Source organism: Rhizobium sp. BR 249 (assembly GCF_047445895.1).
Classification (GTDB): Bacteria; Pseudomonadota; Alphaproteobacteria; order Rhizobiales; family Rhizobiaceae; genus Rhizobium.
In genome coordinates, this window is the sequence record NZ_JARWKX010000006.1 from 1 (window position 1) to 12,820 (window position 12,820).

Below are 12,820 nucleotides of genomic sequence, written 5' to 3' on the forward strand. Positions count from 1 at the left end.
CAAGTGCAAGTGGTGGATCTCCGATCTGCTGCTCGACAATTGCGGCGTCTACGTCCAGCCGATCAACTATCCCACCGTGCCGAAGAAGACCGAGCGGCTGCGCATCACCCCGACGCCGCTGCATTCCGACGCCGATATCGCCCATCTCGTCGACGCCCTGCATTCGCTCTGGTCGCGCTGCGCGCTGGCAAGGATGGTGGCCTGAGAATACGTGCCGCGACCTTGATGAAAATAACCGGACTACTCCGCTTCCAGCAGAAGAGCCGTGGCGAGATAGCCCATGCTTATCGTGCTCGCGAAGAGATAGATGAACAGGCCCTGAGCGATATAGTTCTGAAACTCCCCAGGCACGGAGCCGAAGGGTAAAAAGCCGTTCTGCCAAATCAGAAAACCCACGGCGCATCCAATTGCAAAGCCCGTGGCCAATCGAGTGAGCATGAAGCTGATCATGCGAGGCATTGGGAAACCTCAAGTTTGACTGAGGTAAACGGCAAGCAACCGAGAATGTTCCGGCCGCAAATGATCTTTATCGACCGAAGGATTTAGAACGGTGCATCTTCTCCCTTTTGCAGCGAGTGTTTTCACGCTTCTCATTTTGCCGGGACCAACCAATGCGATACTGGCGATCGCATCTCAGGGGCTGACCTCCAGGCGGGCGATCATGCTTCTTGCAACGGTCGTCTTCGCCTATCTTGCGATTGTTCTTTCGGTCTCAGGTCTGGCCGCTCCCATTCTCCGTGATCATCCCGCGGTTTCGCAGGCCGTCAAACTTGCTTCGGCGACTTGGGTTTTCTACCTCGCGCTCCGGCTCTGGGGTGTCGGAGCGAGCCCTGTCGTGGTCGTAAGAGTACGACAGCTGGCCGTGACCACCCTGTTGAATCCCAAGGGGTTCATAATCGGGCTGACGATAATCCCTCCCGCGCAGCAGGCATCGTCGATAGCCATTGTCGCCGTTCTCGCATCCATGGTGCTTCTGGCCTCCTCCATCTGGCTGTCGATGGGCAGGATCGTGCTGGGAGGTGGAAAGCAGTTACCCTTGTTTGCCCGGCGCTGCAGCTCCGCAACTCTCTTCATATTCTCCGCCGCGCTAACCGTCAGCGCATTTTGACGGGATGAAACGCGCGAGGGGCTGCCCTGTGCCTGGCTTATCCCGCAGCACCTCCACTCGGCGAATGGCCGCCCGTCGTTGCGGTTATCGCCTGCTGTATCCACGTTCGGAAGCGCGCCTGTGTCACCTCGTTCCAGCGTTCACGCGCTCCGACGAAATAATAGCCGCCGAGGCGGACGTCGGTTTCGAGCAGTTCGACGAGCCGGCCGGCGCGAAGATCGTCTGCGGCGATCAGGCGTGTGGCCAGCGCGACCCCCTGGCCCGTGACGGCCGCGTCCACAGTGAGATTGGCTGACCACAATCGCGGTCCGTTCAAGACGACTTCATGTTGGAAGCCAGCCTTGCGGAACCACTGTCGCCATTGATCGCGGCTTTCCTCGTGAATGAGCGGCTGGCGGACCAAATCGTCAAGGGTGCGGATGGGCGCATTCCTGCTGATCCAATCGGGGCTCGCGACGGGGAACATCCGGGGCCTTTCCAGCAGGATCCAGCGGACATTTCCTCTTGGTTCCTCCGAATAGCGGATGTCGACATCGGCCTCATAGCGGCTGAAATCCGGCTCGAGGTCGGTGGCGCGCATGACGAAGTCGATGCCGGGCAAGGCGAGCTGGAGCTGGTTGAAGCGCGGGGTCAGCCAGCGTGTTGCGAGGCCGGGGACGCACCAGACGCGCAGGACGGTACGGCTGATGGCGGGCCGCAGTTCGGCGGTCGATTTGGCGATGAGGTCGAAGGCCGTCCCCACAGTCTCGGCAAAAAGCCTGCCTTCCACCGTCAGCCTGATGCCGCGCGGGCCGGCATCGACAAGCCGCGTGCCGAGCCAGGCTTCGAGATTTCGGACATGCCGGGATATGACCGTATGGCTGAGATTGAGATCGTCGGCGGCCTTGCGCATCGAGCCCAATCGGCTGACCGCTTCGAAGGCGCGGACCATGGACAAGGGCGGCAAACGCCCACGCGGCGGATCGCCATCCAGCTCGGTTGCTTCTGATTTCCCTCTGCGCAAGCGTATCCCCCACTGAAATGGGCTGTGATCGAACCAAAGTCAGACTGCTGTGCACAGTCCGTTATGCCACAGAACGCGAACGGCCTGTGTAATGAAGAGTGGCGCACCGTGGTGCATATAATGCACCACTCATTCCTCGAATGGAATCCGGATTTTTCGATCATAAGCAGGTGGATTCCGGGCAGGGCCGGTTTGAAGACCGGCGGCGGCTGGTCTGGAGTGGTGCATCCACGGTCCCACCGCGGTCAAGAAAAAGCGCCTTCTCGCCTGCCGGGACATAGGACAGCATTGCCGCATCACTAAACAAACAGGGGAAGAAGAATGAACCTCAACAAAACCTCGACGATTGCAGCCTTGGGCCTGTTGTCGCTGACGCTTGCGGCCGCGCCGGGCGCGGCCAGGGATCTCACCGTGGCGTCCTGGGGCGGGAATTTTCAGGATGCCCAGCGGGAGATCTACTTCAAGCCTTTCTCCCAACAGGCCGGCAAGCCGCTCCTGGATGAAGGATGGGATGGCGGCATCGGTGTTCTCCAGGCGAAGGTCAAGGCAGGCAGCCCTTCCTGGGATGTCGTGGAGGTCGAAGCGGATGAACTGGCGCTCGGCTGCGCCGACGGGCTTTTCGAAAAGGTGGACTGGAACAAGCTTGGCGGCAAGGATGCATTCCTGCCTTCGGCCGTCAGTGATTGCGGCGTGGGCGCCATCGTCTGGTCGACGGCGATCGCCTATGACGGCGCCAAGATTGCCGATGGTCCCAAGTCGTGGGCCGATTTTTGGGACGTGACGAAATTTCCCGGCAAGCGCGCCCTTCGCAAGGGGCCGAAATACACGCTCGAATTCGCGCTGATGGCCGATGGCGTTCCGGCCGACAAGGTTTACGACGTCCTGGCGACGCCGGAGGGCGTCGATCGTGCCTTCGCTAAACTCGATGCCCTCAAGCCGAACCTCGTCTGGTGGACATCGGGCGCTCAGCCGCTGCAACTGCTTGCTTCCGGCGAAGTCGCCATGACCAGCGCCTATAACGGCCGCATCACCGGCATCAACCGCTCCGAAGGCAGGGCGTTCAAGGTCGTCTGGCCCGGCAGCATCTACGCGGTGGACAGCTGGGTCGTGCTGAAGGGTGCTGAAAACAAGGACGCGGCCTTCGACTTCGTGGCCTTCGCCAGCAAGCCGGAAAACCAGGCGAAACTGCCGCAATATATTGCCTACGGCCTCACGAACAAGGCAGCGGACAAGGACCTGCCACCGGAACAGCTTGCGGACCTGCCGACCGCGGCCGCCAATATGGAGGGAGCGCTCAGCCTCGATACGGACTTCTGGATCGACAATTCGGAAGCCCTGACGAAGAGGTTCGATGCGTGGCTGGCTCAGTAGCAACGCTATCTTCTCCCCACGGATCGCTCCAAGGAGCCATTCGTGGGGTTCCCGCATCCCTTGAGAACCGACGACCCGAACGGAGGGCCATCGTGGCTACGCCGCGCATACGCTTTGACAGAATCTCCAAATCCTTTGGCACATTTCAGGTCGTCAAGGACCTGTCGCTCGATATCGACAAGGGCGAATTCGTCAGCCTGCTGGGACCCTCGGGCTCGGGCAAGACGACTTTGCTGATGATGCTTGCGGGATTTGAAAATCCGACCAGCGGCGGCATCTTTCTCGATGATCGCCGTATCGACCACCTGCCGCCGCACCGGCGCGAAATGGGCGTCGTCTTCCAGAACTACGCCCTCTTTCCCCACATGTCGATCGCCGACAACATCGCCTTTCCGCTGAAGATGCGCGGCATCGGACGCAGCGAGATCGAGGAGCGGGTGATGCGCGCGCTCGACATGGTGCAACTGTCGGCAATGAGCGGCCGAAAGCCGGCCCAGCTTTCCGGCGGTCAGCAGCAGCGTGTGGCGCTTGCCCGTGCGCTGGTATTCGAGCCCACCGTGGTGCTGATGGACGAACCGCTCGGGGCGCTCGACAAACACCTGCGCGAACAGATGCAGCTCGACATCCGCGACCTTCACAAACGCCTGGAACTGACCGTGGTGTTCGTAACCCACGATCAGTCAGAGGCGCTGACCATGTCGGACCGGATTGCGGTCTTCAACCATGGCAAAATCGAACAGATCGGCTCGCCGCGCGAGATTTACGACCGCCCGCGAACGCGCGTCGTCGCCGAATTCATAGGGGAAACCAATCTCATAGAAGGAACGGTCAAGGCGACCGACCCGACGGGGACGGCAGTCGAGATCGTTGACGGGCGGCACGTGGTCGTATCGGGCGGCCGCTCCCTCTCTGTCGGAAGCCGCGTCCACATTTCTGTCCGTCCCGAGCGTATTTCTCTGGCGGCACGGGGACAAGGCTCGCCAGCCAATGCCCTGCCGACAAAGATACTCGACAGCGTATACCAGGGCGATCACCTCAGGGTGCAGCTCGACGAGAATGCCTTCCGCTTCGTGGTTCGAACCGACAGGCGATCGGCGGAGTGGCCGCCGGGAGCCGACGTGGTGGCGCATTTCTCGCCGGACGACTGCTGGGTGATTGCCGCATGAGCGCTTTCCGTCAACGTCTCGGCACCTTTGCCCTCGTGCTTCCGCTCGCCTTGTTTTTGAGCGTCTTCTTTATCTGGCCGCTCCTGACCGTGCTGGGCCAAGCAGTGTCAGATCCGGTCGTCAGCCAGAACCTGCCGCGCACGACAGCCGCTGTTTCCAGCTGGGACCGTATCTCCGCGCCTTCGGACACCATGCAGGCCGCGCTTGTCGACGATCTGAAACTGATCGAGGACGACCAGAGCCTCGGCGAGGTGGTGAGACGGTTGAACAGTGCCCAGCCGGGCTTCCGCACGCTGATGAGGAAGACCGTAACGGCCGTGAGAGACGGCACGCAGCCGCTCGTCCTTGGAGAGGTCGATCCGCGATGGAACGACACAGCGTTCTGGCGGGCCATTGCCGACGCCATCAGCCCTTATACAGATCGCAATCTTCTTGCCGCCGTCGATCTTCAACATGATGCCGCAGGGGCGATCGTGGCGATGCCGGCCGAGGAGTCGGCCAATCAGGCTATACTTCTGAGAACCTTCGCCGTGGCTGCCGTCGTGACCTTGGCGACCGGCCTCATCGGGCTGCCATACGCGATGCTGGCCGCCGCCTCGAACGGCTGGCGACGCCAGCTTCTCCTGGCCGCGGTGCTGCTGCCGCTGTGGACGTCGCTTCTGGTGCGCACCGCGGCCTGGTATATTCTTCTTCAGGACAAGGGCCTCATCAACTCGGTGCTGATGTCGCTCGGCCTCGTCAGCGGCCCCTTGCCGTTGCTCTTCAACAGGACGGGGGTCATCATCGCCATGACGCACGTATTGCTGCCTTTCATGGTTCTGCCGATCTACAGCGTTCTCATCGCCATCCCGCGAAATCTCATGCCGGCGGCCGCTTCCCTCGGCGCGAGGCCGATCAGAGCCTTCCTGCATATTCTGCTGCCTTTGACGCTGCGCGGCATCGCCTCCGGCAGCCTGCTCGTTTTCATGGCCGCGCTCGGCTACTACATCACGCCCGCGCTCATCGGCGGACCGAAGGACCAAATGATCAGTTCGGTCATTGCCTTCTACGCCACCGGCTCCGCCAATTGGGGCATGGCAGGGGCGCTCGGCATCGTGCTGCTCGCCGTCACGATCGTGCTTTACGGCATCTATGGGCGGCTTTCCATGAAGACGACGGGGGCATGAGATGATGGCGCGCTTATTCAAATTCGCGTTCGGCGCGGCAGCGGTCGTTTTTCTGCTGGCTCCGCTTTTGGCGATCCTTCCGATCGCATTTACGTCAAGCAGTTTCCTCGCCTATCCCATTCCGGCCTTCTCGACCCGCTGGTTTGCGGAGCTTGCAAATACCGAGGCCTGGCGGCGATCGATCGTCAACAGCTTGCTGATCGGCACGGGAACCACGCTGCTGTCGACGGTGCTCGGCATGTTGGCGGCGCTCGCATTACGCAGGCGCATCGTCTTCGGTTCGGCATTGCGAACGATCTTCCTCCTGCCCATGGTCGTTCCGGCGGTCGTACTCGGCGTCGGCCTCCAGATCCTGTTTGCCCGGCTCGGATTTGCGAATACCTTTGCAGCCGTCATCGTGGCCCACACCGTTGTCGCCGTGCCCTTCGTGCTGGTGAGCATCACCGCATCGCTCGAAGGCATCGATTATCGGGTCGAGCGCGCAGCGGCGAGCCTCGGCGCGTCGCCCCGGCGGGTTTTCTGGAAAATAACGCTGCCGCTTGCCGTGCCGGGCGTGCTGTCGGGCGCGGTGCTCGCCTTTGCCACATCGCTGGACGAGGTCGTGCTGACGCTTTTCGTTGCCGGACCGAACCAGTTGACACTCGCGCGTCAGATGTTCTCCTCTATCCGCGAGAACATCAGCCCGGCCATCGTCGCCGCCGCATTCCTGTTCATCGTGGGAACGGTCCTTCTTGGCGGCCTGCTGGCCGCCGTACACAAGCGGGCCCGCCTCGTGGCCGCAGGCTGAGATCCCGATCCCCTTTGGGGACGACCGCACAAGCAACCAAGACAAAACACGTCAGAAAATGAACATCAGGAGGATATCGTGAGCTCCACCTCGCTTACCGATCGTAAGAATACAGCCATCGCTCGTGGGGTTGGCATGACAACCCAGATCTATGCAGAGCGCGCCGAGAATGCCGAAATCTGGGACAAGGAGGGCCGCCGCTACATCGATTTCGCCGCCGGTATCGCCGTTCTCAACACCGGGCACCGCCATCCCCGCGTCATCGCGGCGGTCAAGGAGCAGCTCGAGCATTTCACCCATACCTGCCATCAGGTCGTGCCCTACGAGAGCTATGTGCATCTCGCCGAACGGCTGAACGCGCTGGTGCCGGGCGATTTCCAGAAGAAGACGGTCTTCATCACCACGGGCGCCGAAGCGGTCGAGAACGCCGTCAAGATCGCGCGTGCGGCGACCGGCCGCTCGGCCGTCATCGCCTTCGGCGGCGGCTTCCATGGCCGCACCTTCATGGGCATGGCGCTGACCGGCAAGGTCGTGCCCTACAAGGTCGGCTTCGGCGCGATGCCCGGCGATGTGTTCCATGTTCCTTTCCCGGTCGAGCTGCACGGCGTCTCCGTCGATCAGTCGCTTGCGGCGCTGAAGAAACTCTTCGCCGCCGATGTCGACCCACAGCGCGTCGCAGCCATCATCCTCGAACCGGTGCAGGGCGAAGGTGGCTTCTACCCGGCGCCTGCCGCCTTCATGAAGGCGCTGCGCGAACTTTGCGACCAGCACGGCATCCTCTTGATCGCCGACGAGGTGCAGACCGGTTTTGCCCGTACCGGCAGAATGTTCGCGATGGATCACCATGAGATCGCCGCCGACCTGACGACGATGGCGAAAAGCCTTGCCGGCGGCTTCCCGCTCGCCGCCGTCACCGGCCGCGCCGAAATCATGGACGCGCCGGGAGCGGGCGGGCTCGGCGGCACATATGGCGGCAACCCGCTCGGCATCGCCGCCGCCCATGCCGTCCTCGACGTCATCGCGGACGAAGATCTCTGCAACCGCGCCAACCAGCTCGGGGCACGATTGAAGCAGCAGCTGGAATCCCTGCGTGAGAAGGTGCCGGAGATTGCCGATATCCGTGGGCCGGGATTCATGAACGCCGTCGAGTTCAACGACCGGACGACCGGATTGCCGAGTGCGGAATTCGCCAACCGGGTGCGGCTGACGGCGCTCGACAAGGGCCTGATCCTGCTCACCTGCGGCATCCACGGCAACGTCATCCGCTTCCTCGCGCCGATCACCATTCAGGACGAGGTCCTCGGCGAAGCGCTCGACATTCTCGAAGCCTCGATGCTGGAAGCAAGCGCCGCGCGCTAAGGCGCAGCGGAACCGCATTTCAATGGCTGCCGCCAGCCGGCAGCCACACTCCCAGGAGATATGACATGGCTTTCACCGCCGCACTGACCAGGCACGTTCCCTTTTCCTCGCCCTTGCTGCGCGATGCCGGCTATATCGACGGCGTCTGGACATCGGGCGATGCCGAAAAGACCTTCGACGTGCTGAACCCCGCAACCGGCGAGCTGCTCGCCTCGCTGCCGGATATGGGCGCTGCCGAGACGAAGAGGGCAATCGATGCGGCTTATGCCGCCCAGCCGGCCTGGGCTGCCCGCCCGGCCAAGGAGCGCAGCGTCATCCTGCGCAAATGGTTCGACCTGATGGTCGCCAACTCAGACGAGCTCGCCGCCATCCTGACGGCCGAAATGGGCAAGCCGTTCCCGGAAGCGCGCGGCGAGATCCTTTATGCCGCCGCCTATATCGAATGGTATGCGGAAGAGGCCAAGCGCATCTACGGCGAGACGATCCCCGCGCCGTCCAACGACAAACGCATGATCGTCATCAAGCAGCCGGTCGGCGTCGTCGGCACGATTACGCCGTGGAATTTCCCGGCGGCGATGATCGCCCGCAAGATCGCTCCCGCACTTGCCGTCGGCTGCACCGTGGTATCGAAGCCCGCCGAACAGACGCCGCTGACGGCGATCGCGCTTGCCGTGCTCGCCGAGGAGGCAGGCGTTCCCGCCGGCGTCTTTAACATCATCGTCGGCGTCGACGGCCCGGCGATCGGCCGCGAGCTCTGCGGCAACGAAAAGGTGCGCAAGATCAGCTTCACCGGCTCGACCGAGGTCGGCCGCATCCTGATGCGGCAATGCGCCGACCAGATCAAGAAAGTGAGCCTGGAGCTCGGCGGCAACGCGCCATTCATTGTCTTCGACGATGCCGATCTCGACGCCGCCGTCGAGGGCGCGATCGCTTCGAAATATCGCAATGCCGGCCAGACCTGCGTCTGCGCCAACCGGCTCTATGTCCAGTCGAACGTCTATGACGCCTTCGCGGCCAAGCTTGCCGCAAAGGTCGCCGAGATGCTGGTCGGCGACGGCTTCGAGGCCGGCGTCGTGATCGGGCCGCTGATCGACGAGCAGGGCCTTGCCAAGGTGGAAGACCATGTCAGCGACGCGCTCGCCAAGGGCGCCAAGGTGCTGACCGGCGGCAAGCGCCTCGACGGCGCCGGCACCTTCTTTGCGCCGACGGTTCTGACCGGGGTTGCCCCCGGCATGAAGGTGGCGCGCGAGGAAACCTTCGGGCCGGTGGCCCCTCTCTTCCGTTTCGAAACGGTGGAGGATGTCGTCGCCCAGGCCAACGACACGGAATTCGGCCTCGCCGCCTATTTCTTTGCCGGCGACCTGAAGAAGGTCTGGCGGGTGGCGGAAGCGCTCGAATACGGCATGATCGGCATCAATACCGGCCTGATGTCGTCCGAGACGGCGCCCTTCGGCGGCATCAAGCAATCCGGCCTCGGCCGCGAGGGCTCGCGCCACGGAGCCGACGATTATCTGGAACTGAAATATCTCTGCATCGGCGGTGTATGAACGGGGCGTGATCGTCGGACGCCCCACGACGCGCGGAGCCGTCTGATGTCGGCTGTTCATCTTGGAGTGGTGACGCGAGGGCACCACTGAATGGGAAATAAAACGCCTGCACACATCCAAATGAACAGGGCAGCATTTAACGGCATCACCAAGGAGGAAAGTGATGTCCGACACCAATGATCATGCTGCCGGCTTTATGCGAAAATCGGCTCGTGAGGGAATTCGAAGCCTGATCGAGCGTGAAAGGCCAGAAACGATCGCTGCCTTTATCGGGGAACTAATCATGGCTGCGGGCGATGTTATTGTATCCAATGAGAAATCGTCAAATTCGGCCCAGGAGAATCACTGGAGTTCCATAAGCTATCTTATGCCATTTTTGCACCAAAAGATTGTATTTCGCTACCCAAAGGCGTTGCCTCTCACTGGGAGCCGCCTCTCTTCACGCAACTCAAAATATCCGTGCCGCAAATCGGCGTTGCGGCGCGGATTGCCGGATCGTCGAGCCATCGACGATAGCTTCCAAGAAACTCCACGTCCTTATAGGCGTAGGTCTTCGCCTTCCGTTTGATCCGGCTGGCGTCCAAGGCTTGCGGCGTAACGACCAAATGATGGGCCAGTTCCTTGAAGACCCAAGGCTCTGTGCCCTTTTCCTTCTCGATAACACGCACGTGAAAATACGGATCGTCGGGCCGCCCGGTGGTTTTGTACACATCCGCCCATCGCACCGTTTTTGCCGACACCGACAGGATAATCGTCTCCGTTTGCTGTTGGGCATGCACCGGGGCACCCATCAGCGCGGCAACCAGGGTCAAGCTGCTGAACATACGCATAGATCTTTCCCTGCTCCTGCTGCGTACCGATTGCGAAGAACATGGACGCATCTTGTTTCTTCCAGCGCGACATAAGCGCGACCTGCTTCGATTTTCAATCCTCAGGCGAAAGGTTATTAACGCCGCTTAAACCAGATCCATGGGGAAGAGCGGCCCGGCACAGTCCAAACGGATGCGGGGTGATTGATTCCGAATTGGAATTCTATATGCAAAAGGTTGCAAGATTCGCGGAGATATACGAATGAGATGCCGCCCTCCCCGCGGCCGTATGATCACACTTCTTCAGCCCGAACTTTCCCCCGCAATCAAGCCAACAGATGATGCCGCAGCACACGGTCCTTGAACGTGTCGCCTCGCAGCCTCTTCGACCGGAGAGCGACAGACCTGCCTCTCCATTCATTTTCTCCATAAGGACCTTTCGATGAAACATATACGCAATCTCCACCTGATGACGGCAAGCGCTGCTTTCCTGACGCTTGCCGGCCCGGCCTTCGCCCTTGACGGCGCCGACATGATGAAGAAGTTCAATGCGGCCACCAGCGCCGGCGGCACGGTCATCACCTTCGAGAAGGCCGAAGTCGACGGCGACACGGTCAAGGCATCGGGCGTCAAGGTCGGATTTGCAAGTGTGCCCGGCAACACGCTCGATATCGGCGACGTCACCTTCGAGGGCGTGAAGGAGACCGACGGCGGCGGCTACTACGCCAAATCGGTCGCCTTCCCCGACGTCGACATGAAGCAGGAAGAGGGGCATTTTACCGCGAAGGACATCCTGATCCAGGGTCTCACCATCCCCGCCAATGCCGGCGGCGCGACGCTGGACGACATGATGCTCTATGAGGTCGTCAGCACCGGCCCGATCGCTCTTAACGTCAAGGGCAAGGACATCGTCTCGATCGAAAGCACCGAGTCCGACCTCGGCCGCGAGGATAGCGGCTTCACCTATGACGCCAACGTCACTGGCCTGAAGATCGATCTCTCGCAGGTCGAGGATGCCGCTTCGAAAGACGCGATCGAGAAGCTGGGCCTGACGACGCTCGACGGCGCCGTCACGATGAAGGGCAGCTGGGAAGTCGAAAGCGGCAAGATCGCGGTCGACGAATATGCCTTCGATTTCGAGAATGTCGGCCGGCTGAACATCGCCGTCGATTTCTCCGGCTACACGCTCGAATTCATCAAGGCGCTGCAGGAAGCGGTGAAGACCGCCGAAGCCAACCCGAACAAGGAAGAGGCAAACCAGGCGATGGGCCTCGCCATGATGGGCATGATGCAGCAGCTGACGTTCAACAGCGCCGAGCTGCGCTTCGACGACGCCTCCATCACCAAGAAGGCGCTCGACTATGCCGGTTCGCAGCAGGGCGCGACGGGAGACGAGCTGGCGCAGTCGCTGAAGGGCCTCGTGCCTGTCATGCTGGCCCAGCTCAAAATGCCGGAACTGCAGAACCAGATCTCGGCCGCCGTCAACACCTATCTCGACGGCCCGAAGAGCCTGACGATCAGCGCCGCGCCTGAAAAGCCGGTGCCCTTCCCGATGATCGTGGGCGCGGCCATGGGTGCGCCGAATACCATTCCGTCCGTGCTCGGCGTCAAGGTGACGGCGAACGACTGAGAAAGCTGCTTTTACAGCGCCGCGTGTCTTTCGGACGCGCGGCGCTCAGTTTTTGGACAAGATCTCCTCCGTCATGCTTGGCCTTGTGCCGAGCATCTGCCTAGGCAATTCCTTGACTGAAAAGCATTGGCTCGACCACGGACTGAACGTCGCTTCTATCGCGCGTTGGGAAGCCGCGTCTCTCCGGCAACGAGCAGGTCGCCGCAGGCGGTGCAATAGAGCTCGTCATGCCAGCCATAATGGGGATCGGTGCAAATCCGGTGTTCCAGCTCCGGAACGCTTTCATAGCCGCGCGTGCGCAGCGCGTGGACGAGCGCTGCGAAGACCGACCCGGCCTCAGGCCAGTCGGCAATGTGCGGCGAGGAGGAATAACGGTTGCCCGCTTGTAACTCCGCCTCGAAAACGGGCTGAAGGTGCATGCAAAAATGCGCTGTCTTCATCTCTTACGACCCGTCACTGCGTCGAAGCCGTCGCCTCAGCGGAAGCGCAGGACGCCATAGTCCTTTTCATCGACGTCGAAAGTTGCCCCGCTCGCCTCGCAGGTCTTCTCGAGGCCATATAGCTGAACGAGACCTTTTATGGCGTCATGCTGCTCGCGGTAGTCCTCGGATGCGCGCAATTCCTCGAGCGTTCGGCCGCTCCAGGCAATGACTTTTTTCACCGCCTCCTCGTCGACCTTCCAATGGGCGCATGGATTGCCGCGATGATAATCGGCTTCCGCCATCGCCGATGCCGCCCAGAGAGCGCGCGATTCCATGTCTGAGCCGAATGCCGTCGCAAGACCGGTAGTCGTCAGGAAGAATAGGGCAAGCAGGGCTTTACCTGTGTCAATGCTCATGCGCCCTCACCTCCGATGCATCGAGGGTGCTATGGC

Annotated in this window: 14 protein-coding genes; 9 read left to right on the forward strand and 5 right to left on the reverse strand. The window is 61.5% G+C overall.

Annotation, left to right across the window (positions count from 1 at the left end):
• The coding region (locus QD408_RS07495) for an aminotransferase class I/II-fold pyridoxal phosphate-dependent enzyme (protein WP_414138858.1) at positions 1-205 on the forward strand (205 nt) is incomplete at its 5' end.
• 35 nt (positions 206-240) lie between these two features.
• Here QD408_RS07495 and QD408_RS07500 read toward each other — a convergent pair.
• Entirely contained in the window at positions 241-459 is a 219-nt protein-coding gene (locus QD408_RS07500) for a hypothetical protein (RefSeq protein WP_414138859.1), read from the reverse strand.
• 91 nt (positions 460-550) lie between these two features.
• Here QD408_RS07500 and QD408_RS07505 point away from each other — a divergent pair, with 91 nt between their 5' ends.
• Positions 551-1,108, forward strand: coding sequence for a threonine transporter RhtB (locus QD408_RS07505; protein WP_088684273.1), 558 nt, complete (start codon positions 551-553; stop codon positions 1,106-1,108).
• A gap of 37 nt (positions 1,109-1,145) precedes the next feature.
• On the opposite strand, the gene QD408_RS07510 is transcribed toward QD408_RS07505, so the two are convergent.
• Positions 1,146-2,039 (reverse strand): LysR substrate-binding domain-containing protein, encoded by an 894-nt coding sequence (locus QD408_RS07510; protein WP_414139011.1) that lies wholly within the window; start codon positions 2,037-2,039, stop codon positions 1,146-1,148.
• Positions 2,040-2,432: 393 nt separating this feature from the next.
• On the opposite strand from QD408_RS07510, the gene QD408_RS07515 reads away from it, so the two are divergent.
• The 6 genes from QD408_RS07515 to QD408_RS07540 all read left to right on the forward strand — a co-directional run bounded on the left by QD408_RS07515 (position 2,433) and on the right by QD408_RS07540 (position 9,507).
• Entirely contained in the window at positions 2,433-3,482 is a 1,050-nt protein-coding gene (locus tag QD408_RS07515; protein WP_414138860.1) for an ABC transporter substrate-binding protein, read from the forward strand.
• Between the two features lie 92 nt (positions 3,483-3,574).
• Entirely contained in the window at positions 3,575-4,648 is a 1,074-nt protein-coding gene (locus tag QD408_RS07520; RefSeq protein ID WP_414138861.1) for an ABC transporter ATP-binding protein, read from the forward strand.
• Positions 4,645-5,814, forward strand: a complete 1,170-nt coding sequence (locus tag QD408_RS07525) for an ABC transporter permease (protein ID WP_414138862.1) — start codon at positions 4,645-4,647, stop codon at positions 5,812-5,814. The genes QD408_RS07520 and QD408_RS07525 overlap by 4 nt, the downstream gene beginning before the upstream one ends.
• A 4-nt stretch (positions 5,815-5,818) precedes the next feature.
• Entirely contained in the window at positions 5,819-6,601 is a 783-nt protein-coding gene (locus tag QD408_RS07530; protein WP_210191812.1) for an ABC transporter permease, read from the forward strand.
• Positions 6,602-6,679: 78 nt separating this feature from the next.
• A complete protein-coding gene (locus QD408_RS07535) occupies positions 6,680-7,960 on the forward strand; it encodes a 4-aminobutyrate--2-oxoglutarate transaminase (RefSeq protein WP_414138863.1) in 1,281 nt (426 codons plus the stop codon).
• A gap of 65 nt (positions 7,961-8,025) precedes the next feature.
• On the forward strand, positions 8,026-9,507 hold the full coding sequence (locus tag QD408_RS07540) for an NAD-dependent succinate-semialdehyde dehydrogenase (protein ID WP_414138864.1): 1,482 nt from the start codon (positions 8,026-8,028) through the stop codon (positions 9,505-9,507).
• A 419-nt stretch (positions 9,508-9,926) separates the two neighbouring features.
• Here QD408_RS07540 and QD408_RS07545 read toward each other — a convergent pair whose 3' ends face one another.
• On the reverse strand, positions 9,927-10,337 hold the full coding sequence (locus QD408_RS07545; RefSeq protein WP_088684265.1) for a DUF5086 family protein: 411 nt from the start codon (positions 10,335-10,337) through the stop codon (positions 9,927-9,929).
• A gap of 421 nt (positions 10,338-10,758) precedes the next feature.
• Between QD408_RS07545 and QD408_RS07550 the strand changes: the two genes are divergently transcribed.
• Positions 10,759-11,946 carry a hypothetical protein gene (locus QD408_RS07550; RefSeq protein WP_414138865.1) on the forward strand — a complete coding sequence of 396 codons (1,188 nt, stop codon included), beginning with the start codon at positions 10,759-10,761 and terminating at the stop codon, positions 11,944-11,946.
• A 155-nt stretch (positions 11,947-12,101) separates the two neighbouring features.
• Here the strand turns inward: QD408_RS07550 and QD408_RS07555 are convergent, their stop codons facing one another.
• Both QD408_RS07555 and QD408_RS07560 read right to left on the reverse strand, forming a co-directional pair.
• On the reverse strand, positions 12,102-12,365 hold the full coding sequence (locus QD408_RS07555) for a hypothetical protein (protein WP_210191811.1): 264 nt from the start codon (positions 12,363-12,365) through the stop codon (positions 12,102-12,104).
• 56 nt (positions 12,366-12,421) lie between these two features.
• Positions 12,422-12,784, reverse strand: a complete 363-nt coding sequence (locus QD408_RS07560; protein WP_414138866.1) for a hypothetical protein — start codon at positions 12,782-12,784, stop codon at positions 12,422-12,424.
• Positions 12,785-12,820 lie beyond the last annotated feature (36 nt).

What these genes read in the sequence shown, in the direction of transcription:
- QD408_RS07500 (WP_414138859.1), bottom strand. Translation starts at nt 459, where the DNA reads ATGCCTCGCATGATCAGCTTCATGCTCACTCGATTGGCCACGGGCTTT.
- QD408_RS07510 (WP_414139011.1), bottom strand. Translation starts at nt 2,039, where the DNA reads ATGGTCCGCGCCTTCGAAGCGGTCAGCCGATTGGGCTCGATGCGCAAG.
- QD408_RS07515 (WP_414138860.1), top strand. Translation starts at nt 2,433, where the DNA reads ATGAACCTCAACAAAACCTCGACGATTGCAGCCTTGGGCCTGTTGTCG.
- QD408_RS07525 (WP_414138862.1), top strand. Translation starts at nt 4,645, where the DNA reads ATGAGCGCTTTCCGTCAACGTCTCGGCACCTTTGCCCTCGTGCTTCCG.
- QD408_RS07530 (WP_210191812.1), top strand. Translation starts at nt 5,819, where the DNA reads ATGGCGCGCTTATTCAAATTCGCGTTCGGCGCGGCAGCGGTCGTTTTT.
- QD408_RS07540 (WP_414138864.1), top strand. Translation starts at nt 8,026, where the DNA reads ATGGCTTTCACCGCCGCACTGACCAGGCACGTTCCCTTTTCCTCGCCC.
- QD408_RS07545 (WP_088684265.1), bottom strand. Translation starts at nt 10,337, where the DNA reads ATGCGTATGTTCAGCAGCTTGACCCTGGTTGCCGCGCTGATGGGTGCC.
- QD408_RS07550 (WP_414138865.1), top strand. Translation starts at nt 10,759, where the DNA reads ATGAAACATATACGCAATCTCCACCTGATGACGGCAAGCGCTGCTTTC.
- QD408_RS07555 (WP_210191811.1), bottom strand. Translation starts at nt 12,365, where the DNA reads ATGCACCTTCAGCCCGTTTTCGAGGCGGAGTTACAAGCGGGCAACCGT.
- QD408_RS07560 (WP_414138866.1), bottom strand. Translation starts at nt 12,784, where the DNA reads ATGAGCATTGACACAGGTAAAGCCCTGCTTGCCCTATTCTTCCTGACG.